This window comes from Serratia sp. AKBS12, assembly GCF_024793895.1.
In the GTDB taxonomy this organism is placed as follows: domain Bacteria; phylum Pseudomonadota; class Gammaproteobacteria; order Enterobacterales; family Enterobacteriaceae; genus Serratia_F.
Genome location: NZ_JANUSB010000002.1, coordinates 93581 through 119391 on the forward strand (window position 1 = coordinate 93581; position 25811 = coordinate 119391).

Genomic DNA, 25811 nt, shown 5'->3' on the forward strand with positions numbered 1-25811 from the left:
CCGCCGGTGATATCCCGTAGCGAATAACAATAATGAATATGGCAAGTGAGGTTTTAATGTCTAAAGAAAATGATAACCGTGACGCGCCGCTGTATATAAAAGTTCATGCGCAAGATAATGTCGCCATTGTGGTTAATAATGACGGCCTGCCAAAAGGGACATTATTTTCCTGCGGTTTGCAATTAATGGAACATATACCGCAGGGGCATAAAGTGGCGCTGGACGATATTGCCGCCGGCGGCAATATTATTCGCTATGGCGAGATCATCGGCTACGCGCTGCGCAACATCGCCCGCGGCAGCTGGATTGATGAGTCGCTGGTAGTCCTGCCGGAAGCGCCCGAGTTGCACAGCCTGCCGCTGGCCAACCGGGTGCCGGCACCGTTGCCACCGTTGACGGGCTATACCTTCGACGGTTATCGCAATGCCGACGGCAGCGTCGGCACCAAGAATCTGTTGGGTATCACCACCAGCGTGCACTGCGTGGCTGGCGTGGTCGACTTCGTGGTGAAAATCATCGAACGCGATCTGTTACCAAAGTACCCCAACGTTGATGGCGTGGTGGCACTAAACCACCTGTACGGCTGCGGCGTGGCAATCAATGCCCCCGCAGCGGTGGTGCCGATCCGTACCATCCACAATCTGGCACTCAATCCCAATTTTGGCGGCGAAGTAATGGTGGTCGGGCTAGGCTGTGAGAAATTGCAGCCGGAACGCCTGCTGCAAGGCACTGACGATGTGCAGCCGATCTCGCTCGACGCCGGCAATATCGTGCGCCTGCAGGATGAGAAACATGTTGGCTTCAAATCGATGGTCGATGACATTCTGGCGCTGGCCGAACGCCATTTGCAGCGCCTTAATCGGCGTCAACGCGAACCCTGCCCGGTTTCCGAACTGGTGGTCGGCATGCAATGCGGCGGCAGTGATGCCTTTTCCGGCGTGACCGCCAATCCGGCGGTGGGCTACGCCTCGGATTTGCTGGTGCGCTGTGGCGCCACGGTGATGTTTTCCGAGGTAACCGAAGTGCGCGATGCCATTCACCTGTTGACACCGCGTGTGGCTGACCAACAGGTTGGCAAGCGTTTACTGGAGGAGATGAGCTGGTACGATGATTATCTGAGCCAGGGCCAGACCGATCGCAGCGCCAATCCCTCCCCGGGCAATAAAAAAGGTGGCCTGGCCAACGTGGTGGAAAAAGCGTTGGGGTCGATCGCCAAATCCGGCACCAGCGCAATCGTAGAAGTCCTGTCCCCTGGCCAGCGGCCAACCAAACGCGGCCTGATCTTTGCCGCCACGCCGGCCAGCGACTTTGTCTGCGGCACACAACAGCTGGCCTCCGGCATCACCCTGCAGGTATTTACCACCGGACGCGGCACACCGTATGGCCTGACGGCGGTACCGGTGATCAAAATGGCCACCCGCAGCGCGCTGGCCGAACGCTGGCACGATCTGATGGACATCAACGCGGGCACCATCGCCACCGGTGAGGCAACGATTGAGCAAGTCGGCTGGCAGCTGTTTGAGCTGATTCTGGCGATCGCCAGCGGCCGGCAGAAAACCTGGTCGGATCAATGGGGGTTGTATAATGCATTGGCCGTGTTTAATCCTGCGCCCGTCACCTGACTTCCATCCTCTTGGCCTTTTGCCGCCTAGCGTTGTTGGCTAGACGGCTGCCCCCGGGAACTGGCCGCTGCCGGCTCCCGGGGAGTTAGCCTCTTGCCACCTGGCTATACGACGAAATAGGTTGGGTATCGAAAATCCAGCGTTATACCTCATCCAGTTGCAGCCCGACGTACAGCAGCAGGCGGTCGTCGAAACTGGACAGATTCAACCCTGTCAGCTCTGAAATGCGATTTAGGCGATATTCCAGCGTATTGCGGTGAATATACAGCGCCTTGGCGGTAGCGCTCGGCTGAACGTTATTGAGAAACCAGGCATTCAGCGTACGACGCAGCAGGCCGTTACCGTCCATCGCCTTTAACCGCGCCAGCGGCCTGACCAGTTCATCGGCCTGCCAACCGCCACGCAGACTGTCCAGCAGCACTGGCAGCATCAGGTCCTGATAATAATAGGCGCGTTGATCGAACATTCGCTGTTTGCCGACCGCCATGGTAGTGCGCGCCGTACGATAAGAGCGGGCGATGCTGCCCGGCCCGGTAAAGAAGTTACCCAGCGCTACCCGTACCCGCAGGCGGCTGCTTTCATTCATGCGCGACAACAGATTTTCCACCCGCCGTCGATGGTCTTCGGCATCCCAGCGGCCATGCGCGTTGAGCGCCGGCTTCAGTACCACCATTTCGCTCAGTGAAACGATGGCGATCAGGTTGTCGCGCTCCGGCAATGTCAGCAACGCCTGCAGTTGCTGCAATTCCGCCATCGCGCTGTCAACGCCGAGCTGCCCGCTGTCTACTTCCACCACCGCCACTACCCGCGGTTGATTGGGATCGATACCTAATCGCTGCGCCCACTCCATCAGCGCCGGCGACAACTCTTCGGTGCGGATCAGGTTGAGTACCAGCTCTTCGCGAAATCGGCTGTCCTGCGCCAGCATATGCATCAGACGCGCCTGTTCGAGCATCATTTCGGCGGTCATGCACACCAGTTCGCCGTATTGCCGTAACTGCGCCGGATTGCCGGTCAGGCCAATGACGCCGACAATCTTGCCGTCGATGCGCAACGGGAGATTGATACCGGGGCGCACGCCGTGCAGATGGCGGGCAACCGCCTCATCGATGTCCACCACCCTGGCCTGCGACAGTACCAGCAGCGCACCTTCATGCAACTCGCCGACACGCTCACGATCGCCACTACCGATAATTCGGCCGCGCGCATCCATTACATTGACGTTGCCGTCAATGATTTGCATGGTGCGGGCAACGATTTCCTGCGCCAGCTTGCCGTCAAGATGGTATTCCGCCATTCAGTTCTGCCCCAAACCAATTTAGATAAGCGCCCAGCATACCGACGCCATACCGCCTGCACATTGTGCAGATGCCCAAAGCGTTTTGGCAGCAACGGGAGTTGTGGTGAGCTTCACAATTTTAAGACATAAAAAAGGCACGCAGAATGCGTGCCTTGGTCAGCATAACCGTGGTGATTACTGCATCAGCAGATACAGCGTGCTGTCGCCACGTTGAACGTTCAGCGCCAATACTGGCGGCTTGCTGTCGAGGATTTTACGCAACTCGCCCAGGTTCTGGATCGGCTGTTGGTTAACCCCGAGGATCACATCGCCTTTTTTCAGGCCGATACGCGCCGCGGCGCTGCCGGGCTTGACGCTGTCCACCTTAACGCCTTTCTGGCTACCCGCCTGGGTATTGCTCAGTTCGGCCCCTTCAATGCCGGTATAAATGTTGCCGGAATCGACCTGCGTCTGTTTGCTCTGCTCCAGCGTCACGTCCACCGTCACCGGTTTGCCGTCGCGGATCAGACCCAGTGCCAGTTTACTGCCGACCGGCAGCGTACCCACTTCGGCGCGGAAGGAGGCGAAGCTGGAAATCGCCTTGCCGTTAAGCGTGACGATCACGTCGCCGGCCTTGATGCCCGCCTTCGCAGCAGCTGATTTTGGCAGTACCTGGCTGATGAACGCGCCACGCTGGGCGTCGACCTTCATCGCTTTTGCCAACTCAGAATTCAGTTCGGTGCCCATGATACCCAGCTCACCGCGTTTTACCTGGCCATATTCCACCATTTGCGCCGTCAGGTTTTTCACCATATTGCTCGGGATGGCAAAGCCGATGCCGATGTTGCCGCCGTCCGGCGCCAGGATCGCGGTATTGATGCCAATCAGTTCACCGTTCAGGTTGACCAACGCACCGCCGGAGTTACCACGGTTGATAGCAGCATCGGTCTGAATAAAGTTTTCGTAATTTTCAATGTTGAGGCCGCTGCGACCCAGCGCTGACACGATGCCGGATGTAGCGGTTTCACCCAGCCCATACGGGTTACCAATCGCCACGGTATAATCGCCCACCCGCAGCTTGTCGGAATCCGCCATCTTAATCGCGGTCAGATTCTTGAAGTCTTTCAATTGAATCAGCGCGATATCGGAACGCGGATCCTTACCGATCATCTTGGCATCGAAACGGCGGCCATCGCTCAGCTGCACCTGGATCTTGCTGGCGTTATCCACCACGTGGTTATTGGTGACGACATAGCCTTTAGTGGCATCAATCACCACGCCGGCGCCCAGCGCCTGAAACTTCTGTTTGGCGCCCTGATCGCCCGGGCCACCTTGCCCGCCCTGACACATCGGCGAGCCCTGGAACGGTGAACCATCCTGGCAGAATGGCGAATCCTCACCGAAGAATTGCTGGAACTGCGGTGGCATACGCGGCGTATTGACCGCGGTGCTGCCTTCGACGTTGATGCTCACCACCGACGGCATGACCTTTTCCAACATCGGCGCCAGGCTCGGCAATTGCTGCGAAGGCGTGCTTGCCGATGCGGTCTCTGCGGCGCTGGCCGTTACCGGGCCCATCGCCATACCAATACTGAATGCCAGAGCGCTCAGAACTAATGCGGTTTTTTTCATCTGTGTGTCTCTTTAAAATTTTCGGGATAACTTTTTGTTGTGTTTAATGAGAACCTATTAATAGCGCGAAGTTCCAGCGTAGTTTGTTGATAATGGTAAATAAATATTGGGCATCTTTACAAAACTCCAAACAGCCTGCCCGCCGCATTGCACCCGGTGGGAAATAGAGTCGTTAGCCTGAAAAATTATTCCGCCGCCATTAACCGGCGGTATTCGTCATAGGCATAAAGATCGGTCATGCCGCTGATATAATCCTGTAATAGACGCGCGCGGAAATAATACTCTCGGATGACCAACTGTTCCGGCGATAAATGCTGTAATCCTTCCACCGCTTCCTGATAAGCCAGCCGGTGTTTGGTCGACAGTTTGTGAAACAGCCGCGTTTCAATCGGATAGCCGCGGTGACTGTCATCTTGCACCAGACGGCTAAAATCCGCCAACGGCATTGCCAGCAACGGGCTGTAGATATCCAGCAGGCCGCTGATGACACGGTAGCCTTGCAGTTCCAATTGCTCGACTTCCGGATGATTGAATACGTGCTTGAACGCCACATTCTTGAAAATCTTCAATAATTGATATGCCGGGCTGGAGTCCTCCAGCAGCGCCTGATTGAAATTGCCCTGATAGACCGCCTCCAGATTGTCGATAAAGCGCTGCGCAGCATGCGGCACCAGGCGCGCCACGGTAAATACTCGCAGATACATGAAGAACTGATCTTCCGCGCTGCGACGCGCGCCGCCACGGTCGATTTTACGAAAGGCGCTGGCGACGGTTTTATCAAACAGGTCGCCCGGGGTAATGACGCCCCATTCCTGAGTCAGATGCAGATAAAGTTGCTCAACGGTAAAGATATTCTTTTCTACCGCATCTTCCAGGTCGGCAACGCAATAAGAAATATCGTCGGCGGCCTCCATAATATAGGTCAATGGGAAGCGATCGAACTCTCCCATATTCAATTCTCGACGCAGGCGATCGACAAAGGCCTCTTCCGCCAGATAAAAGCCGGGCTTCTTCATCAAATAGCTGTGACTGGCGGGAATATCCGCTGCCCAATATGCCGGACGGGTATATTTTAATATACAGCCCACCTGCGCGTAGGTCAGATTCAATTTCAGCAGGGTATGCACCAACCGAATAGCCTGGGCATTGCCCTCAAAATGGCTAAGATCGTGACGAATGCGGCTGCGCAGGCGGTTAAGATCGCTTTCGCCCTCATGCAAACGCAATACCTCAACCGAGCAGCGATCCTGACTGCTCGGCTGGCTGCCGCAGCTGGCAGGATCCAGACGCTGGCTGAACCAGTCGTTGATCGCCGACTCGCCAAAGTGGCCAAACGGCGGATTGCCGATGTCATGCATCAGGCAGGCCATTTCCACAATGCTTTCAAACGGATCGAGCAGGCGGCTCAGACCGAGCCGCTCGATGCGCTGCTCCTGTTTGAAACGGTTAAGGATCTCTTTGGCAATATGCCGCCCGACCTGCTGCACTTCCATCGAGTGGGTCAGACGACTGCGCACCGCGGCATTGCGCTCCAATGGGAAAACCTGGGTTTTTTGCTGCAATCGGCGGATCGCCGCCGAATTGACGATCCGCCCGCGATCGCTCTCGAACTGACGAATGATATCGTATTCTTCTTCGGCCTCGATCGGTTTGCTGAACGGCCGCTGGAAGCTGATTTTCTGTTTAAAGTCGATCCCGGACATCTGGTTCTCCACCCTTGGCGCATCAGCCCCCGTGATAACAATTCCCGACGGCGGATGCAACGGATTATCTCTCTTTCACAGCCATGATAGACTATGCGCAATTCTCACACTCAATCAGCGAGTATTATTTATGAAAGTAGGCATCATCGGCGCCATGGAACAAGAAGTGACCCTGCTGCGCGAACAAATTGAAAACCGTCAGACGATTCAACGCGCGGGCTGTGAAATCTATACCGGTCAGATCGGCGGCGTCGAGGTAGCGTTACTGAAGTCTGGCATCGGTAAAGTTGCGGCAGCGCTGGGCACCACCCTACTGCTGGAACATTGCCAACCGGACGTGGTGATCAACACCGGATCCGCCGGCGGTCTGGCGTCAACGCTAAAAGTAGGCGATATCGTGGTGTCTGAAGAAGTGCGCTATCACGATGCCGACGTGACTGCCTTTGGCTATGAGCCAGGCCAAATGGCCGGCTGCCCGGCGGCCTTCGTTGCCAATGATGCGCTGATTGCGTTGGCAGAGAACTGCATCAAACAGCTGGAGCTCAATGCGGTACGCGGCCTGATTTGCAGCGGTGATGCCTTTATCAACGGCGCAGAGCCGCTGGCGCGCATTCGTGCCACCTTCCCAAATGTAGCGGCGGTAGAGATGGAAGCGGCGGCCATTGGCCATGTTTGCCACCAGTTCAACACGCCGTTCGTCGTGGTACGCGCCATTTCCGACGTCGCTGACAGCGAATCGCACATGAGCTTTGACGAGTTTCTGGTGGTCGCGGCCAAACAGTCCTCGCTGATGGTCAACGCGATGCTGCAAACGCTGGCCAAACGCGGTTAATGTGAAGCGACGCGGCTCTCTCTTTTCGTGGCTGCTGGCGCTGGCGCTGGCATTGCCTGCGTCAGCGGCGCAACGCGTCATCAGTCTGGCGCCAAACACCACCGAGTTGGCCTATGCCGCCGGCATGGGAGATAACCTGCTGGCGGTCAGTGCCTTTTCCGATTATCCCCCGCAAGCCAAAAAGCTGGAGCAGGTAGCCTCCTGGCAGGGGATCAATCTCGAGCGGGTATTGGCGTTGAAGCCGGATCTGATCCTGGCCTGGCGCGGTGGCAACCCACAGCGGGTATTGGATCAGCTAGCGTCTTTCGGCATCCCGATTTTTTATGCCGATGCGAAAAACATCGAAGACATAGCCCAGTCGCTGGACGATCTGGCTCGTTACAGCCCGCATCCGCAGCAGGCACACCAGGCGGCAGAACAGATTCGTCGGCAAACTGCGCAACTGAAAGCCCGCTATGCCAGCAATCAGCCGCGCCGCGTCCTGTTGCAGTTCGGCACTCAACCGCTGTTCACCAGTTCGGGCGCTACGCTGCAAAGCCAGGTACTGTCGCTGTGCGGCGCCGAAAATCTGTTTGCCGACAGCCGCATGCCGTGGCCACAAATCAGTCGCGAACAGGTGCTGGCACGCAAGCCACAGGCGGTAGTCATCACCGGCGACGCCAGGCAGATCGCCAGCGTCGAGGCGTTTTGGGCTCCGCAACTACAGGTGCCGGTGATTGCGCTGAACGAAGACTGGTTCAACCGCGCCGGGCCGCGCATTATGCTGGCGGCGCAGCAGCTGTGTAGCCAACTGGCGGAGATCCGCTGATGCTGGTGTTCTGGCTGGATATTCTGGGCACGGCGGTATTTGCCATTTCCGGCGTGCTGCTGGCGGGCAAATTACGCATGGATCCGTTCGGCGTCCTGGTGTTGGGGGTGGTCACTGCGGTCGGCGGTGGCACCATCCGCGATATGGCGCTGGCCAACGGGCCGGTATTCTGGGTGCAGGATCCTACCGATCTGGTGGTGGCGATGGTCACCTGCGTACTGACGCTGCTGCTGGTGCGACAGCCGCGCCGTCTGCCGAAATGGATCCTGCCGGTGCTGGATGCCGTCGGACTGGCGGTGTTTGTCGGCATCGGCGTCAACAAAGCCTTTGCCGCCGGCAGCGGACCACTGGTGGCCATCTGCATGGGGGTCATTACCGGCGTCGGCGGCGGTATCATTCGCGATGTGCTGGCACGGGAAATCCCGATGATCCTGCGTACCGAAATTTACGCCACCGCCTGCATTATCGGCGGCATCATCCATGCCACGGCCTATCACAGCTTCGGCATGCCGCTCCAGCAGGCAATGATGCTCGGTATGGCCATTACGCTGATAATCCGGCTGGCGGCGATTCGCTGGCATCTGAAACTGCCGGCCTTTATCCTCGAACAATAGGCAATAAAAAACCCGCCAACGGTATTCCGCTAGCGGGTTTTTGCCATTCAGTGCATCAGATGCTGAATGAAGAACCGCAACCGCAGGTGGTTTTGGCATTCGGGTTGGTGACCACAAAACGAGACCCTTCCAGCCCTTCGGTATAGTCCACCGCCCCGCCGACCAGATATTGCAGGCTCATCGGATCAACCACCAGCGCCACGCCCTGTTTTTCAATGGTCATGTCGCCTTCGTTGATCTTGTCGTCGAAAGTGAAGCCGTATTGGAATCCGCTGCACCCACCGCCGGTAATATACACCCGCAACTTCAGATCCGGGTTTTCTTCATCGGCAATCAGGAATTTCACCTTTTTTGCTGCCGCCTCGGTAAATTGCAGGGGCAGTGCCGTTTCATCGCTCATAGTCGTTACTCCCAACATTGTTCAGCCTCAGGTCGCGACGATGGCAGCCTGATTAATAATAATGATTATCCAATACCTGAGTGCTGCGTTCAAGTATTCGCCGCATTTGTTGCATCTTCTTTACCTGTTTTATCGGCCGCGGCCTGCCTCTGCCGCGCTTCCTGCTTTTCTAACGTGCGGGCCAACAGTGAGGAATACAAGGGCTTACCGCCGAGTAATTGCGCCACCAGCGTCGCACCGAGGCAAGTTATAATCATTGGTAATATCAACTGATAATTGTCGGTCATTTCCAGTACAAGCACGATGCCGGTCAGCGGTGCACGCACCGTGGCGGCAAACAACGCGCCCATGCCGGCAATGGCAAAGGTACCGGCTTCCAGGCCGTACTGCGGGAACAAGTGCCCGCTGGCCAAGCCAAATGCGGTACCGAACAGGGTGCCCAACGCCAGCATCGGCGCAAAAATGCCGCCAGGCGCACCGGAGGCGAAGCACAACAGGGTGGTCACAACGCGCGCAATAAAAATGAACATCAGCATGCCAACGGTGTAATTGCCTGCAGCAGCGATCGGTATCAAGCCAAAACCGCCGCCCGCCGCCTGCGGCTGGATAAGACCTAGAATGCCGCACATGCCGCCGAGTAGGCCACCGATCAGCAGGATCTTGCGCATGTTACCGCCGTGAATGCGTGCAAACATATCTTGAGTGCGGAATATCAAGCGGTTAAACATCACGCCAACCGCACCGAACACCGCACCGAGCACCAGATACAGCCACAGCGTATTGGTGGGTGCCGAAGACAGTTTGCCCACCTCGATCACCGAGTGTTGCCCATTGAAAATCTGGAACACCACCGCCGACATGATCACACCGATAAACACCGCTTTTATCGAAATCAGGTTATAACGAAACTGCGGACGCATCTCTTCGATAATGAACAGTATTCCGGCCAACGGCGCGTTAAACGCGGCGGAAAGCCCGGCGGCGGCGCCGGTGGCCAATAACGAATGACGCGCTTCCGCGCCGCGAATGCGGAAAACATCCAGCACCATGCGCCCGACGTTGCCCCCCATCTGCACCGTCGGCCCTTCGCGCCCGAGCACCATACCGGCTCCCAGCGTGCCCATGCCGCCGATAAATTTCACCGGAATCACTCGCCACCAGCGCACCGGCCGCAACTCCTCCAGCGCACCTTCGATTTCAGGAATACCGGATCCCCCGGCCTCCGGTGCAAAGCGCCGCACCAGGTAATAGCCGAGCACCGCCAGCGCCGCGGAGAACAAAAACGCCAGCGGCCAGACCAGAAACCAGTAATTGGCAACATAGGCCAAACCGGAGAGCCGTTGCTGCTGAACCCAATCTACGGCTTTCTCAAACGCGACGCCCAGCAAACCGGCCAGGGTGCCTACCAGCGCCGCCATCACCAGTATTGCCACCGGCGTTTTGTCGCGACGCATAAACTGGCGCACGCGGTCGCTGGGCTTCAGGTGCGCAAGACGCGCCTGCGGAGGTTGCTTTTGTAAATCAGTCATCATCAGTTGGTTATTATTGGCAAGATAAGTAATACAAATAGCGAGCGTGCCATTCTAGCGCAGACCGGCAGTTGCCGCCCGGCGAAATAGGTATCTGACTGTGATCGTTTCATAACGGCGCGCACTTCTCTAGAATATGCCGGTCAAATTAATTTAATGAAACCTCCAGGAGCCGATTTATGAGCTTACACAGCAAGTCCGAAAGTCTGTATGCGCAGGCGCAACAGTTGATCCCGGGTGGGGTTAACTCTCCGGTGCGTGCATTCACCGGTGTAGGCGGTGTACCGCTGTTTATCGAGCGTGCCGACGGCGCTTATCTGTTTGATGCCGATGGCAAAGCCTATATCGATTATGTCGGCTCCTGGGGCCCGATGGTGCTGGGACATAATCACCCGGCCATCCGCAACGCGGTTATCGAAGCGGCCGAGCGCGGTCTGAGCTTTGGCGCGCCGACCGAGATGGAAGTCAAAATGGCCGAGCTGGTAACCGAGCTGGTGCCGACCATGGATATGGTACGCATGGTGAACTCCGGCACCGAAGCCACCATGAGCGCCATTCGTCTGGCTCGCGGCTATACCAGCCGCGACAAGATCGTCAAGTTTGAAGGCTGTTACCACGGCCACGCCGACTGCCTGCTGGTAAAAGCCGGTTCCGGCGCGCTGACTCTGGGTCAGCCCAATTCTCCGGGCGTACCGGCAGATTTCGCCAAGCACACCCTGACCTGCACCTATAACGATCTGGATTCCGTTCGCAGCGCGTTCGAACAGTACCCATCAGAAATTGCCTGCATCATCGTTGAACCGGTTGCCGGCAACATGAACTGCGTGCCACCGCTGCCCGAGTTCCTGCCAGGCCTGCGCGAACTATGTGACAAATACGGCGCACTGCTGATCATCGACGAAGTAATGACCGGATTCCGCGTGGCGCTGGCCGGAGCACAGGCCCATTATCAGGTGGTGCCGGATCTGACCTGCCTGGGCAAAATCATCGGCGGCGGTATGCCGGTAGGGGCATTCGGCGGTCGTCGTGAGGTGATGGAAGCATTGGCGCCAACCGGCCCGGTCTACCAGGCCGGTACCTTGTCCGGTAACCCGATAGCCATGGCAGCCGGCTTTGCCTGCCTGAATCAGGTCGCTCAGCCGGGTGTACACCAGACGCTGACCGAGCTGACCGAAATGCTGGCGGCGGGCCTGCTGCACGCCGCCAAAGAAGAGAATATCCCGTTAGTGGTCAACAACGTCGGCGGTATGTTCGGCCTGTTCTTTACCGATGCCGCCTCGGTGACCTGCTATCAGGACGTGATGCAGTGCGATGTGGAGCGCTTCAAGCGTTTCTTCCACCTGATGCTGGATGAAGGCATTTATCTGGCGCCGTCGGCCTTCGAAGCCGGTTTTATGTCGGTGGCACACAGCAAGGAAGATATTCAGCGCACCATTGATGCGGCACGCCGCTGCTTCGCCAAACTGTAAGCTCGCTAGGCAAAAATGATAACGGGCGCCTTATGCGCCCGTTTTTTTACAGCAGCGTGCCGTAAATCGTCAGCAGCGCTACTACCACCACCACGACCAGCGTGACTTTACGTGCCAGCGTAACCGCGGCACGCGGTGTTTGCACCGGGTCGGTATGAGGCTCGCGCGCCAGCGAGAATTGTGCCAGATGTGTCAGCACCTGATACTGCGAAGTGCGGCGGTCGCCCAACGAGGCAAACCAGGCAGGCAGCGCCTTTTCGCCATGGCCGATCAACGCATAAGCCACGCCGACCAAGCGCACCGGGATCCAGTCCAGCCAATGCAGCAGGCTGTCAATGCCGGAGCGTGAACGTTCCAGCGGTGTATTATGACGCGCCAGCCAAGTCTGATAGGCACGCAGGAAGGCATAACCGGCCAACGCGATCGGACCGTAAGGACCGCTGACCACAAACCAGAACAACGGCGCCAGATAATAGCGGTAGTTGATCCACAGCAGCGCATTCTGCAATTCGCGCAACCGCTCTTCCTCACTGCAATCCACCGGCAGCCCGTGGATCAACGCCAGCTCTTCCGCCATTTGATCGCTGGCATGGGCATCACCCTGCCGTGCCGCTTGCAGATACGCCCGATAATGCTTGCGCTTGATGCCTGCCCCTACGCACAGCAAACCGATAATCACCCACAGTGCCAGTGTCAGCACGCCGAAGAACAGCCCCTGCGACAGCCACAAAAGTGCACCGACCACCACCATCCAGCCGAGCACCAGAGCCAGCGTTTGCGCCAGCGAGAATCGGTGCAACCGATGAAACACCACCTCCAGCCGGTGATCCAGCTGCCAGTGTTCGCCCAGTTTAAACAGGCGTTCCCACGCCAAAACCAGTAACAGCGTAAACAGCGTCATTAGCTATGCTTCTCCCTTATTATCGCGCCCAGCCGGGTGCCTGGGCTAAACTGCGTTGCTCCACAGATGCCAGATAATTCTTGCTGCCGATATCGGATAATACCTGATTCATATTTCAGTAACAGCGGCCCACACTGCCGGTGGTACTTATCTTTGCAACAGAGTAGCATGTTTCAACTTCTTACTAAGTCCCCTTTTCAGGAGTCACCTATGCCGTCACGTCGCTACAATGCCGACAGCCGCCGCAGCGAACTTCTTGCACGAATTGAACATGACATTCCCTATGCTGTGGCTCAGGCACTGCGGGAAGATCTGGGAGGTGAAGTGAATGCGGATCGCGATATTACCGCCCAGCTGTTGCCGGCCGACAAACAGGCACAGGCCACCATCATCACCCGCGAAGCCGGCGTTTTTTGCGGGCAGCGTTGGCTAAACGAAGTTTTTATCCAACTGGGCAATCGGGTCCAGGTTGAATGGCTGGTTGCCGACGGCGATGCGCTGACGCCCAACCAGCCATTGTGCCGTCTAAACGGCCCGGCGCGCATCCTGTTGACCGGCGAACGTACCGCGCTGAACTTTGTGCAAACGCTGTCCGGCGTCGCCAGCGAAGTCAGCCGTTACGTTGCCCTGCTGGCTGGCACCCGCGCCCGTCTGCTTGACACACGCAAGACACTACCGGGGCTGCGCACCGCCCTAAAATATGCGGTGCTGTGCGGTGGCGGCAGCAATCACCGCCTGGGACTGGCCGATGCATTTCTGATCAAGGAAAACCACATCATTGCCGCCGGCTCGATCAGAAACGCGGTAGAGCAAGCCTTCTGGTTACATGACGATGTGCCGGTAGAGGTGGAAGTGGAATCACTGGACGAACTGCAGCAGGCGCTGGATGCCGGTGCCGATATCGTCATGCTGGACAATTTCAGCGTCGACATGATGCGCCAGGCGGTTGCTCTAACCCAGGAGCGTGCCCAATTGGAAGTCTCCGGTAATGTCACCAGTGAAACCCTGCGTGAATATGCTGAAACCGGTATCGACTATATTTCGGTTGGCGCGCTGACCAAGCACGTTACCGCTCTCGATCTTTCCATGCGCTTTAACTAATCCCCCCTGTTAGCGCCTCCCATACCGGTCGGGAGGCGTGCCTGCCATGTAATGTTGCACTGCGCATCGCATAAATAATGCCGCCCATAGCAATTACCGCTCTATTTTGTGAAAGCAGTACGCAACCTGACCAACCGCCGCTCGCCCGACGTCATTTTGCGTATTACCGTTGCCACCTCAATCATAAGGAGGTAGCAATTGATGGACAGCCAACGTGGATTTACCCTGATCGAACTGATGGTGGTTATCGCCATTATTGCCATTCTCAGCGCTATCGGCATCCCTTCTTATCAGCGTTATGTCCAGAAGGCCGCCATGACCGATATGCTGCAAGCGATGGCACCTTATAAAATGGCGGTCGAGCTTTGCCTGCTGGAAGGCGGCGGTCCTGCCGGCTGCAACGCCGGTAGCAAGGGCATTCCTGAAGGCGCAGCATCCCGCTATGTGAGCAAAATTCAAGTGAAGCAGGGCGCGATCGATCTCACCGGCAGCCAAACGCTGCAAGGCCTGACGGTGGCGCTGACTCCGGTGCAAAACAGCGTCGGGCTGACGCGCTGGACCCGCCAGTGCAACAGCGAAAGCGACACTCTGAAACAAACATGTCAGGACGTGTTCCACTTCGACGATACGGCTCAAGAGCCATGACCGGTCACGACATTAGCGATGAAATCCATGCGCTGTGCCTACGTTACCAGGCGCTGGCGCTAAGCCAGGATGAGACACGCCTGACCATCGCATTAAACGGCGATCTGCCGGCCTTGCTACTGCCGGCGCTACGCTTCGCCACCGGCAAACACATCGTTGTCGAGCAGTGGCCGCTGGCACGTCTGGAGCAGGCGCGCAACGAACAGCAAAACTTGGCATTGCCGGCGCCAAGCGCCACAACAGATGACGCTGCACCATCGTTGAATGATGACAGTGATGCACCTGCGGTACGTTTTATCAATCTTACGCTGCGCACGGCACTCCAGCGCCGTGCCTCCGATGTCCACTTCGAACCTTATCAACGTCAGCTACGCGTTCGCCTGCGCATCGACGGCGTACTGCAGGCCGTTGTCTCACCGCCCTTCGCGTTGGCGGCTCGTGTGATCGCCCGGCTGAAGATCATGGGACAGCTGGATATCGCAGAACGCCGCTTGCCACAGGACGGCCAGCTCGGTGTACAGTTGGATAACGCCAGCTATTCAATGCGCATCTCCACCCTACCGACGTTGTACGGCGAAAAAGTGGTTTTACGTATCTTGCAAACTGACCGGCAGGAACTGCCGCTGGAACAATTAGGCATGAGCCCGGCCGATCGCGATGATTTTGCCAGCGCGCTTGCCAAACCTCAGGGCCTGATACTGGTCACCGGCCCAACCGGCAGCGGCAAAACCGTCACACTGTACAGCGGCCTGCGGCAGCTGAACGATCAACAGAGCAATTTGTGCAGTGTGGAAGATCCGATCGAGATCCCGGTGTTCGGCATCAACCAAACCCAGATCAACGCGAAAACCGATTTGGGTTTTGCTCGAGTATTGCGCGCACTGCTGCGGCAGGATCCGGACGTGATCATGATCGGCGAGATCCGCGACGCGGAAACGGCAGAGATCGCCGTCAAGGCGGCGCAGACGGGTCATCTGGTGCTATCGACGCTGCACACCAACTCCACCAGCGAAACGCTGACGCGCTTGACTCACATGGGGGTGGCTGGCTATCTACTGGCCGCCAGCCTCAAGTTGGTCATCGCGCAGCGGCTGGTGCGGCGGCTTTGCGTTCATTGCCGCTATCCGCTCACCGAGCCACAACGCTTCCCGCCGGCGATTTGGCCGCAAGCACTAACCCCCTGGCGTGCGGAGGGCTGCGAACACTGTTTTGGCGGCTATTACGGGCGGATCGGCATCTATGAACTGCTACACATCACCCCAGAGGTGCAACAGGGACTGCTGCAAAACCTGTCAGCCAATCAGCTGGCGGCCATTGCCCGGCAGCAGGGGCAGCGCTCGCTGCTGCAAGCCGGTCTGGCGCTGGCAACCCAGGGAGTGACCTCGCTGGAAGAGGTATACCGGGTAATTGGCAGCAGCAAGGATCACCAGCCATGAAAACCCGGCGATTATTTCTTTGGCAGGCAATTGATGCGAATGGCAATATTTGCCAAGGAGCGGTACTTTTCGAGACCAAGGCACAGGTTTACGACTGGTTGATTGAGCAGGGGTTGCAACCTTCCCGTGTCGGCGGCGGTAAACGGATCGCTCCCCGCCAATGGCGTGGCGAGGCGTTGGTCCAGTTCACCCGACAATTGGCCACCCTATTGCAAGCCGGGCTCCCGCTGGTCAATACCCTGCAATTACTGGCCCAGCAGCACCCCAGCGCCGCGTGGCGTTGCCTGCTGCATGAAATCGGCACTCAGGTCGCACAAGGGCAACCTTTTTCCGAAGCAGTAGCCGATCACCCGCAGGTCTTCCCGCAGGTATACCGGCAGCTTATTGCCATTGGCGAACTGACCGGCAATCTCGATCGCTGTTGTTGGCAATTGGCGCAACAGCAAGAGCAACAGCAAAGACTGCAGAAGAAAGTCGTCACGGCGCTGCGCTACCCACTGTTTATCTGCATGGTGGCGCTGTTGGTCAGCGTCCTGATGCTGACCATGGTACTGCCCGAGTTTGCCAAGGTTTACCAATCTTTTGACGCCCCCTTACCCTGGTTTACCCAGGGATTACTGGAACTGTCCGCTTTATTGATTACCGTAGGGCCTTATCTGTTGGCAATAACCACCGGCACCGCCGGGGTGTACTGGCAGTACTTGCACCCTCGCCCGGACTGGCAGCAGCGAGAACAACGGCTGTTGCTGCGGTTACCGCTTATTGCGCGCCTGGTTACCGGCAGTTGTCTGAGCCAGATTTTCCGTACGCTGAATATGACCCAGTTGGCAGGGTTAACGCTGGTTGATGGACTGCATGCAGCACGGTTGGCGATAGGCAATCCGTTTTTCCGCCAGGCGTTGGACAGCGTTCAGCAGCAGCTGGCACAGGGGGTGTCTTTCCATCGAGCACTGAGTGAGCAACCGCTGTTTCCGCCTCTTTGCCAACAATTGGTGCGGATCGGCGAAGCGTCCGGCACGCTGGACACGCTGTTAGGCAAATTGGCGCAGTGGCACGAACAACAGACGCACGAGCTGGCGGATACCCTGGCGCAAACGCTGGAGCCGGTGTTGATGCTAACGGTGGGCGGTATTGTCGGTGGCTTGGTTGTCGCCATGTATCTGCCGATCTTTCAATTGGGCAGCGTATTGGGATAACAGCTAAAACCCCCGCGTCTGCGGGGGTGATGCGCGTCGGTTACTTGGCACCGAAAACGCGGTTTTCCTGCTCCGCCACGCGGATAAAGGTCGTGCGCTTGGTCAGCTCTTTCAGGCGCTCGGCACCTACATAGGTGCAGGCCGAGCGCAGCCCGCCAAGGATATCACGAATAGTGAACTCCACTTCGCCGCGCAACGGCAGCTTGACGGTCTTCCCTTCCGCTGCACGGTACTCGGCAACACCACCCACGTGGCGTTTCATCGCCGATTCGGAGCTCATGCCGTAGAACAGCATGAATTTCTCGCCGTTTTCTTCCACCACGCTACCTTCGCATTCGTCATGACCGGCCAACATACCGCCCAACATGACAAAATCGGCACCGCCGCCAAAGGCTTTGGCCACGTCTCCCGGCACCGAACAACCGCCGTCGCTGACGATTTGCCCGCCAAGGCCGTGCGCAGCATCGGCGCACTCAATCACCGCAGACAGTTGCGGATAGCCAACGCCGGTTTTTACCCGGGTGGTACAAACAGAACCCGGTCCGATACCGACCTTGACGATATCCGCGCCGGAGAGGATCAGCTCTTCGACCATTTCGCCGGTAACCACGTTGCCGGCACAGATCACATGCTGCGGACAGGCTTCACGCGCTTTTTGCAGGAAAGCAACAAAATGCTCGGAGTAGCCGTTTGCCACGTCTATACAGATGAATTTCAACGCCGGAGACAGTGCCAGGATCTGCTTCATTTTGACGAAGTCGGCGTCAGACGTGCCGGTAGATACCATCACATGGCGCAATGTGGCTTCGGGAACGCGCTGAACGAATTCAGCCCATTGTTCAACGGAATAATGTTTATGCACGGCGGTGAGGACGTCAAAGGAAGCCAGCGCTTCAGCCATGCGAAAAGTACCCACCGTGTCCATATTGGCGGCGATAATCGGTACACCTGACCAGTTACAACCGGAATGTTTGAATGCGAACTGGCGGGCCAGTTCAACCTCAGAGCGGCTTTTCAGCGTGGAGCGCTTAGGGCGGATCAGCACATCTTTAAAACCCAACTTCAAATCTTCTTCAATACGCATGACAACTGATTTCCTGGTTTATGGCGACGGATCGCAGGGTGGTGATCGAATCTTTTAGTGCCAGTTCCAGTGGAGTTATCATACGCCGGAATAAACACACGACAAGACTGCGATTTCATCTTTATTTAGGCTACAATCACAGAAATTTACCCATGCAAATGCAGTGTGATGCTGCACTCACTTTCCCCACCCTATTGCAAAATTCCCAACCCTGCGTGACCGTTACAACAGAGTGCGTGCGTTGACTTGCACTTCTGTGCGATCGCTTTATGATTCGTCTATTATTTTTTTATGAATTTCGGGTGCATCCACAGACCATGACCTACATAGTTGCGTTGACCGGCGGTATTGGCAGCGGCAAGTCCACCGTGGCTGACGCCTTCGCACGCCATGGCGCGCCAATCGTTGATGCCGACGTGATTGCCCGCCAGGTAGTACAGCCCGATACGCCGGCATTGGCCGCCATCGCCGCGCATTTTGGTAAGGAAATATTGCTGTCGGATGGCACGCTTGACCGTGCGGCATTGCGTGAACGCATCTTTAGCCAGCCAGACGAAAAGGCCTGGCTAAATCAACTGCTGCATCCGCTGATTCAGCAGGAAACCCAACGCCAACTGGCCCAGACTGCCCACCCGTACGCGTTGTGGGTGGTGCCGCTGCTGGTCGAGAACAATCTTCAGTCGCGCGCCGACCGCGTACTGGTGGTCGATGTCGATCGCGAAACCCAGTTGGCCAGAACTATCGCCCGCGACGGCATCAGCCGCCAGCAGGCGCAAAACATTTTATCTGCCCAGGCAACGCGCGAGCAGCGCCTGGCCGTGGCGGATGACGTTATTGACAATAGCGGCACCGCTCAAGGGATAGAGCCACACGTAGCCGACCTGCATCGCCGCTATCTCGAACTGGCGGCACCGGCGCCCCAACAGGATTAAACTGAATGAGTGACGCTTCTCCAACCGTTCTCTTTGAACACCCGTTGAACGAAAAAATGCGTACCTGGCTACGCATTGAATTTTTATTACAGCAATTGCACGGTCAGCGGGCACTGAGCGAAACCGCAATCGCCCTGACCTTCTTCCGTACGATTTCCGATCTGCTGGACGTGCTGGAACGCGGAGAAATCCGTACCGAGCTGTTGAAAGAGCTGGAACGCCAGCAGCAAAAACTGCTGCAATGGGCCGACGTACCGGGCGTTGATATGACGCGCGTCGATCAACTGCGCAGTCAGTTAAAAGAACGCTCTAGCCAGTTGATGTCCGCACCGCGCATGGGTCAGGCACTGCGTGAAGATCGCCTGATCGGCCTGGTGCGACAGCGGCTAAGCATTCCTGGCGGCTGCTGCAGCTTTGATTTGCCGACGCTGCATATGTGGATGCACGTAGCCCAACATGAGCGTGATGCCGACGTCGCGCAATGGCTGCAAACCCTGGAGCCGTTACATCAGGCGCTGACCATGATTCTGAATCTGATCCGCCAGACCGAGCCGTTCCGCAACCAGATCAGCCTGAACGGTTTTTATCAGGATAATGCCGAAGGTGCCGATCTGCTGCGTTTGCGCATCGATCTGGCGCATCAGCTGTATCCGCAGATTTCCGGCCACAAGACGCGTTATGCGATCCGTTTTTTACCGCTGGATAGCGAGCACGGCCAGGTTCCCGAGCGTCTGACATTTGATTTGGCGTGTTGTTAGATTTTTGAATTAAAAGGCCTTTGATATTAACCAAGGCTAAGGAAGCAAGATGACTACCGTAGTAAAATGCCCAACCTGTGGCAAAGGCGTGGTATGGGGTGAAGTCAGCCCGCATCGTCCGTTCTGCAGCAAACGCTGTCAGCTGATCGATCTTGGCGAATGGGCCGATGAAGAAAAGCGCATTCCCAGCAACGGCGATTTGAACGAAAGTGATGAATGGTCGGAAGAACAGCACGATCGCGAGCGAGACTGACGACGCATGCAGTAGCACTAGCCAGGTAGCGGCGGGCACCAGCCAGGCCTGGAGCGACAATCTCACCGCTTAAACGGCCTGCTGACGCAGGCCGTAACCATTATTGGGCCGCGTTGGCCAGTGCTACCAGACGTTGTACAATGGTGAGGTTGGCCGGCGGAAACTCGCCTGCCTGCAAATCTGCCTGCCTGACCCAGCGCATCGGTTGCCCCTCTCGACCAAACGGCTCACCTTGCCAGCGTTCTACCAGATAGAAATTCAGCGTCACCATACGATCGGTGAACTGGTGCTCCAGCACCTCCAGCAGTTCGGCGCCTTCCGCCTTGATACCGGTCTCTTCCAGCAATTCTCGGGTCAGCGCCTGCTCGGGCGTTTCCCCCAGCTCGATTTTACCGCCTGGAAACTCCCAGAATCCTGCCATATGCGCGTCTGCCGCGCGGCGGGTGATAAAGATTTCCTGTTGAGCATTACGAATGATGCCCACGGCGATGTTGACATGTTTCATCGCAAATTCCTCGATAGCGGTATAATGTTGCGCCCAGATACGATTAGGGCCGGACATGCCGGCCCTAACGGGTTTAATCAACCTTTGTCGCGGCTTACTTTTGCAGGCGACCGTGGCATTGCTTGTATTTCTTACCTGAACCGCAAGGACACGGATCGTTACGTCCCACCTTGCGCTCGGCGCTGGCCGGGGCGTTCGGATCTTCCGTTACCAGCGAGTTCTCATCTTTGTGGCTCAGCTGTTGCTGCTGCGCCAGACGTTCCGCTTCTTCACGACGCTGTTGCTCCAGCGCTTCCACTTCTTCCGGCATCCGCACCTGAACCTTGCTCAGCACGCTGATCACTTCGTACTTGAGTGATTCAAGCATCGCGGCAAACATGGCGAACGATTCACGCTTGTATTCCTGCTTTGGATCCTTTTGCGCATAACCACGCAGGTGAATGCCCTGACGCAGGTAATCCATCGCTGCCAGGTGCTCCTTCCACAGGGAGTCCAGCGTTTGCAGCATCACGCCTTTTTCGAAGTTGCGCATCATCTCGCTACCAACAACCTCTTCTTTGCGTTGATACTCTTCTTTGGCGTTATCCAGAATGCGCTCACGCAGCGTTTCTTCGTGCAACTGCGGTTCTTTATCCAGCCATTCCGCAATCGGCATATCCAGATCGAAGTCGTTTTTCAGACGCTCTTCCAGACCCTGTACGTCCCACATTTCTTCCAGCGACTGCGGCGGAATGTAGTTATCAATGGTGGCCTTGAACACGTCTTCACGGATGCTGGCGATGGTTTCGCTAACGTCGGACACGTCAAGCAGTTCATTACGTTGGCTGTAAATCGCGCGGCGCTGATCGTTGGCCACATCATCGTATTCCAGTAGTTGCTTACGGATGTCGAAGTTACGACTTTCCACTTTACGCTGGGCGTTGGCGATGGCCTTGGTTACCCACGGGTGTTCAATCGCTTCGCCCTCTTTCATCCCCAGTTTGCGCATCATGCTAGATACGCGATCGGAGGCAAAAATACGCATCAACGCATCTTCCATCGACAGATAGAAGCGTGATGAACCGGCATCACCCTGACGGCCGGAACGGCCGCGCAGCTGGTTATCGATACGGCGAGATTCGTGGCGCTCGGTACCGATAATGTGCAGACCGCCAGATGCCAGCACCGCGTCATGGCGGAGTTGCCATTCCTGTTTGATAGCAGCAATCTGCTCTTCGGTTGGCGCTTCCAGCTTGGCAATTTCTGACTGCCAGCTGCCGCCCAGCACGATATCGGTACCACGACCGGCCATGTTGGTAGCGATAGTTACCGCGCCTGGCTGACCAGCCTGCGCCACGATGTCTGCTTCCATGGCGTGGAATTTGGCGTTCAACACCTTGTGGTCAATGTTGGCCTTCGCCAGCTCGCGGGAAATGACCTCAGACTTTTCGATCGAGATGGTCCCCACCAGCACCGGCTGACCATTCGCCGTGCGTTCGCGGATATCCTCAATGATTGCACCGATTTTCTCGAGCTCGGTCATGTACACCAGATCCGGCATGTCCTTGCGCAGCATTGGACGGTTGGTCGGTACCACGATGGTGTCCAGCTTGTAAATCGAGCTGAACTCAAACGCTTCGGTATCGGCCGTACCGGTCATGCCAGCCAGTTTTTCATACAGGCGGAAGTAGTTCTGGAAGGTGATCGAAGCCAGGGTCTGGTTTTCGTTCTGAATCTCTACGCCTTCTTTCGCCTCGACCGCCTGATGCAAACCGTCCGACCAGCGGCGCCCCTGCATGGTACGACCGGTGTGCTCATCAACGATAATCACTTCGCCGTCTTTCACGATGTAGTCAACGTCACGGGTGAACAGCACGTGGGCACGCAGGGCGGCGGTGACGTGGTGCATCAGCATGATGTTGGTCGGCGAATACAGGGATTCACCCTCTTCCATAATGCCGGCTTCGACCAGCATTTCTTCGATCAGGATCAGCCCACGCTCGGTCAGGTGAACCTGGCGCGCTTTTTCGTCGACGGAAAAGTGGCCTTCACCCTGGAAGCTGTCAGAGTCTTCCTTTTCCTGGCGAATAAGCTTTGGAATCAGCTTGTTAACCTTGATATACATTTCCGAACTGTCTTCAGCCGGGCCGGAGATGATCAGCGGCGTACGCGCTTCGTCGATCAGGATCGAGTCAACCTCATCCACCAGCGCATAATGCAGCTTGCGCTGTACCCGCTCTTCGGGGCTGAACGCCATATTGTCGCGCAGATAGTCGAAACCGTATTCGTTATTGGTGCCGTAGGTGATATCAGCAGCGTACGCTTCACGCTTGGCCGGTGCCGGCATGCCCGGCAGGTTGATACCGATGCTCAAACCGAGGAATTCAAACAGCGGGCGGTTGTTTTCGGCATCGCGCTGTGCCAGATAGTCGTTGACGGTCACCACGTGCACACCGCGGCCACTCAGGGCATTCAGGTAGGCAGGCAGGGTTGCGGTCAGGGTTTTACCTTCACCGGTACGCATCTCGGCGATGCAACGGTCATTCAGTACGATACCGCCCAACAGCTGTACGTCAAAGTGACGCATGCCGAATACACGCTTGCTCGCTTCACGCACTACGGCGAACGCTTCAGGGATCAGCGACTCCAGCACTTCGCCTTTCTTCAGGCGCTCGCGGAATTCGTTGGTTTTGGCTTTCAGCTCGTCGTCGGACAGTTTTTCCATGTCCGGTTCCAGACGGTTGATCTGCTCAACCACTTTGCGCATACGGCGCAGTGTACGATCGTTACGGCTACCAAAAACTTTGGTCAATAATTTAGCTAACATAATATTTGATGTCTCTGTCATGACCGCGCTCACAGGCGATCAACGTGCTGTTATTTTGTTGGTATAGGTGCCCAGAGGGCGAGAATCAGCTGCGAAGCGTCGGCCCGGCGCGAATGCCCTGCACCTGCGCGAGCCATAACCCGGCCTGATGCTGCGCTAAAGAAGGATGAACAGAATGATGGGTATCACGAATGATGGTCGGCGGCTTCGGCTCATGCGTCAGCAGCGCGTTAAGCGTTGACAGTAACGCCAGTCGTTCTACCTGCAATGGCGGCTCGGTGGCTTCGACCTCGCTTTCCTGTACCCGCGCATAGACAACCTGTGGCACCAGGGCAAAAGAAAGGTGACGAATGACGGTACGTAGCGCATGCTGTTGCCAATAATCGACGCTGAACGTCGGTCGACGATGCGCGTCTTGCAACAATGCCAGGCTGTTAAAGGCGTTGGCTGCGGAATTCTGCCGGTTAAGGCTGGATGAGGTACTCGGTAAGGCGGCCTGTTCGGCATTGCCCGACAGATTTTGCGGTACGCCAAGCGTGGCCGCTACCATCCCTAACAGGAGATGAGGCCAAAAATAACGTCTGCCAAATTGTCGCCAACGATTTAGAATACCGATCACAAGTTTATAATCCGCCGGAGCCCATTATGCGCGATAGCCGTCCACAATTATTAGATGTCCTGTTCGACGAAGCGTCCGCAGCAGATAAGGGACCGTTGCACAACGTACAACAGCGCGCCGTGGCGCTGCTGAAGCTTAACCGTGCAGTCAAGGGCTTATTGCCTGCTCCACTGCATCCCTGGTGCCGCGTCGCGAACTTCAGACAGGGTATTTTAGTGCTGGAAACGGCAAATGCCAGTTGGATGATGCGCTTGCGCTACGAACAGCCTAACTTGTTATCAGCACTACGAGCGCAAATTCTACCATCATTGTCATCGATCGACATCAGGATTAATCCTGCGTTGATGGCGAAAAGCAGCAATCTACAGCAGCAGGCGGATAAAAAGCCGGCAAACAGCCAGACAGATACGCCAATGCGCACCCTAAGCGTGGAAAGTGCGGAACAATTGAGGGGGTTGGCCAGTCGCAGCCCGGAAAAATTGCGCAAGACGCTGGAACGACTGGCATCGATGGCCGGAGAGGGTGCCAACGCTACCAGTCGTGACAAATAAAACCAGCGATATCTACCCGTCACGCTTCAAGCTGCATCTCAGGCGCTCTGTTCAGCCCATCCCGGTCGTTCGCCTGAGCAAATGAACTCGGGAGGGTGATAGCTTGGCCAGTTAACCGTCCCGTGCCACCAGGATGCGCTCGAGGTTCTCAGGTACAGGCTTATGCCAATACGGTTGACGGCGCCTTGAATGCCAATGGCATTTCGGCTTCGTCCTGGAAGGTGACGAATTCCCACGCTTCCTGTTTGGCCAATACGGCCTGCAGCAGTTTGTTATTCAATGCGTGGCCAGACTTGTACGCGGTAAACGCGCCAATGATGTTATGGCCGCACATAAACAGGTCGCCAATGGCGTCCAGCATTTTGTGGCGCACGAATTCGTCTTCAAAACGCAGACCGTCTTCGTTCAGTACACGGTAATCGTCGACGACGATGGCGCAATCGAAGCTGCCGCCCAGAGCCAGGCCACGGGATTGCAGATATTCGATATCACGCATAAACCCGAAGGTACGCGCACGGCTGATTTGACGCACGAACGAATCGGCAGAAAAATCCAGGCGGTAGCGCTGGGTGCTGGCGTCAATCGCCGGGTGGTTGAAATCAATGGTAAAGTCCAGGCGGAACCCGTTATGCGGGGACAGCTCGGCCCATTTATCGCCATCTTCAACACGCACTGTGTCTTTCAGACGCAGGAATTTCTTCGCTGAGTTCAGTTCTTCGATGCCGGCATCCAGCAACAGGAAGACGAACGGACTGGCGCTACCGTCCATGATTGGGATTTCGGCGGCGTCAACTTCGATAATGATGTTGTCGATGCCAAGCCCAGCCAGTGCGGCATTAAGATGCTCAACGGTAGAAATACGCACGTCATGCTCGTTCACCAGACAAGTACAGAGCATGGTATCACGCACGGATTTTGCATCAGCCGGAAAATCAACCGGTGGATTCAAGTCAGTGCGACGATAGATGACCCCGGTATTAGCCGGCGCTGGGCGCATGGTCAGCGTGACTTTCTTGCCGGTATGCAAACCGACACCAGTCGCCTGAACAATACGTTTTAATGTCCTTTGTTTGATCATCGTTTTATCTCGCAATGTTATCCATCCTACCAGCCAAGCATACAGCAAGGCCGGCGGG

Annotated in this window: 24 protein-coding genes; 13 read left to right on the forward strand and 11 right to left on the reverse strand. The window is 56.7% G+C overall.

Translation table 11 applies throughout. The features are described 5' to 3' along the window. The first annotated feature begins 56 nt into the window (after positions 1-56). The gene (garD, locus tag NYE85_RS00440; RefSeq protein WP_259002345.1) at positions 57-1622 is read left to right on the forward strand and encodes a galactarate dehydratase; all 1566 of its coding nucleotides are present in this window, start codon (positions 57-59) and stop codon (positions 1620-1622) included. A gap of 142 nt (positions 1623-1764) precedes the next feature. Here the strand turns inward: garD and NYE85_RS00445 are convergent, their stop codons facing one another. The 3 genes from NYE85_RS00445 to dgt all read right to left on the reverse strand — a co-directional run bounded on the left by NYE85_RS00445 (position 1765) and on the right by dgt (position 6236). Continuing rightward, positions 1765-2919, reverse strand: coding sequence for a CdaR family transcriptional regulator (locus NYE85_RS00445; RefSeq protein ID WP_004955335.1), 1155 nt, complete (start codon positions 2917-2919; stop codon positions 1765-1767). 177 nt (positions 2920-3096) lie between these two features. Further along, positions 3097-4533 carry a serine endoprotease DegP gene (degP, locus tag NYE85_RS00450; protein WP_259002346.1) on the reverse strand — a complete coding sequence of 479 codons (1437 nt, stop codon included), beginning with the start codon at positions 4531-4533 and terminating at the stop codon, positions 3097-3099. A gap of 185 nt (positions 4534-4718) precedes the next feature. Continuing rightward, a complete protein-coding gene (gene dgt, locus NYE85_RS00455; protein ID WP_259002347.1) occupies positions 4719-6236 on the reverse strand; it encodes a dGTPase in 1518 nt (505 codons plus the stop codon). Between the two features lie 130 nt (positions 6237-6366). Here dgt and mtnN point away from each other — a divergent pair, with 130 nt between their 5' ends. The 3 genes from mtnN to NYE85_RS00470 are packed head-to-tail and all read left to right on the forward strand — an operon-like array spanning position 6367 to position 8490. Further along, positions 6367-7068, forward strand: coding sequence for a 5'-methylthioadenosine/S-adenosylhomocysteine nucleosidase (mtnN, locus tag NYE85_RS00460; protein WP_259002348.1), 702 nt, complete (start codon positions 6367-6369; stop codon positions 7066-7068). A 1-nt stretch (position 7069) separates the two neighbouring features. Further along, entirely contained in the window at positions 7070-7876 is an 807-nt protein-coding gene (gene btuF / locus NYE85_RS00465; protein WP_259002349.1) for a vitamin B12 ABC transporter substrate-binding protein BtuF, read from the forward strand. Further along, a complete protein-coding gene (locus NYE85_RS00470) occupies positions 7876-8490 on the forward strand; it encodes a TRIC cation channel family protein (protein WP_259002350.1) in 615 nt (204 codons plus the stop codon). The genes btuF and NYE85_RS00470 overlap by 1 nt, the downstream gene beginning before the upstream one ends. A 55-nt stretch (positions 8491-8545) precedes the next feature. Here NYE85_RS00470 and erpA read toward each other — a convergent pair whose 3' ends face one another. Next, complete coding sequence (erpA, locus tag NYE85_RS00475) at positions 8546-8890, reverse strand: iron-sulfur cluster insertion protein ErpA (protein WP_259002351.1); 345 nt, start codon at positions 8888-8890, stop codon at positions 8546-8548. 89 nt (positions 8891-8979) lie between these two features. Continuing rightward, entirely contained in the window at positions 8980-10419 is a 1440-nt protein-coding gene (gene clcA, locus NYE85_RS00480) for a H(+)/Cl(-) exchange transporter ClcA (protein WP_259002784.1), read from the reverse strand. Between the two features lie 179 nt (positions 10420-10598). On the opposite strand from clcA, the gene hemL reads away from it, so the two are divergent. Beyond that, complete coding sequence (gene hemL, locus NYE85_RS00485; RefSeq protein WP_259002352.1) at positions 10599-11888, forward strand: glutamate-1-semialdehyde 2,1-aminomutase; 1290 nt, start codon at positions 10599-10601, stop codon at positions 11886-11888. Positions 11889-11934: 46 nt separating this feature from the next. Here the strand turns inward: hemL and ampE are convergent, their stop codons facing one another. Then, a complete protein-coding gene (ampE, locus tag NYE85_RS00490; RefSeq protein ID WP_259002353.1) occupies positions 11935-12789 on the reverse strand; it encodes a beta-lactamase regulator AmpE in 855 nt (284 codons plus the stop codon). A 210-nt stretch (positions 12790-12999) separates the two neighbouring features. Here ampE and nadC point away from each other — a divergent pair, with 210 nt between their 5' ends. From nadC to hofC, 4 genes are all read left to right on the forward strand, one after another. Then, complete coding sequence (gene nadC / locus NYE85_RS00495; RefSeq protein WP_259002354.1) at positions 13000-13890, forward strand: carboxylating nicotinate-nucleotide diphosphorylase; 891 nt, start codon at positions 13000-13002, stop codon at positions 13888-13890. A gap of 201 nt (positions 13891-14091) precedes the next feature. Continuing rightward, entirely contained in the window at positions 14092-14535 is a 444-nt protein-coding gene (gene ppdD, locus NYE85_RS00500) for a prepilin peptidase-dependent pilin (RefSeq protein ID WP_259002355.1), read from the forward strand. Next, positions 14532-15971, forward strand: coding sequence for a type II secretion system protein GspE (gene gspE / locus NYE85_RS00505; RefSeq protein ID WP_259002356.1), 1440 nt, complete (start codon positions 14532-14534; stop codon positions 15969-15971). Before ppdD ends, gspE begins: the two co-directional genes overlap by 4 nt. After that, entirely contained in the window at positions 15968-17167 is a 1200-nt protein-coding gene (gene hofC, locus NYE85_RS00510) for a protein transport protein HofC (protein ID WP_259002357.1), read from the forward strand. The genes gspE and hofC overlap by 4 nt, the downstream gene beginning before the upstream one ends. A 40-nt stretch (positions 17168-17207) precedes the next feature. Here the strand turns inward: hofC and NYE85_RS00515 are convergent, their stop codons facing one another. Next, entirely contained in the window at positions 17208-18251 is a 1044-nt protein-coding gene (locus NYE85_RS00515; protein ID WP_259002358.1) for a GMP reductase, read from the reverse strand. Positions 18252-18568: 317 nt separating this feature from the next. Here NYE85_RS00515 and coaE point away from each other — a divergent pair, with 317 nt between their 5' ends. Genes coaE through yacG form a run of 3 tightly spaced genes read left to right on the forward strand, consistent with a single transcriptional unit; the run spans position 18569 to position 20194 of the window. After that, a complete protein-coding gene (coaE, locus tag NYE85_RS00520; RefSeq protein WP_259002359.1) occupies positions 18569-19183 on the forward strand; it encodes a dephospho-CoA kinase in 615 nt (204 codons plus the stop codon). Between the two features lie 5 nt (positions 19184-19188). Continuing rightward, positions 19189-19941, forward strand: coding sequence for a cell division protein ZapD (zapD, locus tag NYE85_RS00525; protein ID WP_259002360.1), 753 nt, complete (start codon positions 19189-19191; stop codon positions 19939-19941). A 49-nt stretch (positions 19942-19990) separates the two neighbouring features. Further along, on the forward strand, positions 19991-20194 hold the full coding sequence (gene yacG / locus NYE85_RS00530; RefSeq protein ID WP_259002361.1) for a DNA gyrase inhibitor YacG: 204 nt from the start codon (positions 19991-19993) through the stop codon (positions 20192-20194). Positions 20195-20294: 100 nt separating this feature from the next. On the opposite strand, the gene mutT is transcribed toward yacG, so the two are convergent. The 3 genes from mutT to secM form a co-directional block, all read right to left on the reverse strand. Then, positions 20295-20699: an 8-oxo-dGTP diphosphatase MutT gene (mutT, locus tag NYE85_RS00535; RefSeq protein WP_259002362.1), complete on the reverse strand. Its 405-nt coding sequence runs from the start codon at positions 20697-20699 to the stop codon at positions 20295-20297. Between the two features lie 94 nt (positions 20700-20793). Further along, complete coding sequence (gene secA, locus NYE85_RS00540) at positions 20794-23505, reverse strand: preprotein translocase subunit SecA (RefSeq protein WP_259002363.1); 2712 nt, start codon at positions 23503-23505, stop codon at positions 20794-20796. 85 nt (positions 23506-23590) lie between these two features. After that, complete coding sequence (secM, locus tag NYE85_RS00545; protein WP_259002364.1) at positions 23591-24124, reverse strand: secA translation cis-regulator SecM; 534 nt, start codon at positions 24122-24124, stop codon at positions 23591-23593. A 26-nt stretch (positions 24125-24150) separates the two neighbouring features. Here secM and NYE85_RS00550 point away from each other — a divergent pair, with 26 nt between their 5' ends. Continuing rightward, positions 24151-24675 carry a DUF721 domain-containing protein gene (locus NYE85_RS00550; protein WP_259002365.1) on the forward strand — a complete coding sequence of 175 codons (525 nt, stop codon included), beginning with the start codon at positions 24151-24153 and terminating at the stop codon, positions 24673-24675. Between the two features lie 160 nt (positions 24676-24835). Here NYE85_RS00550 and lpxC read toward each other — a convergent pair whose 3' ends face one another. Continuing rightward, the gene (lpxC, locus tag NYE85_RS00555; protein WP_004955367.1) at positions 24836-25753 is read right to left on the reverse strand and encodes a UDP-3-O-acyl-N-acetylglucosamine deacetylase; all 918 of its coding nucleotides are present in this window, start codon (positions 25751-25753) and stop codon (positions 24836-24838) included. Between the last annotated feature and the right edge of the window lie 58 nt (positions 25754-25811).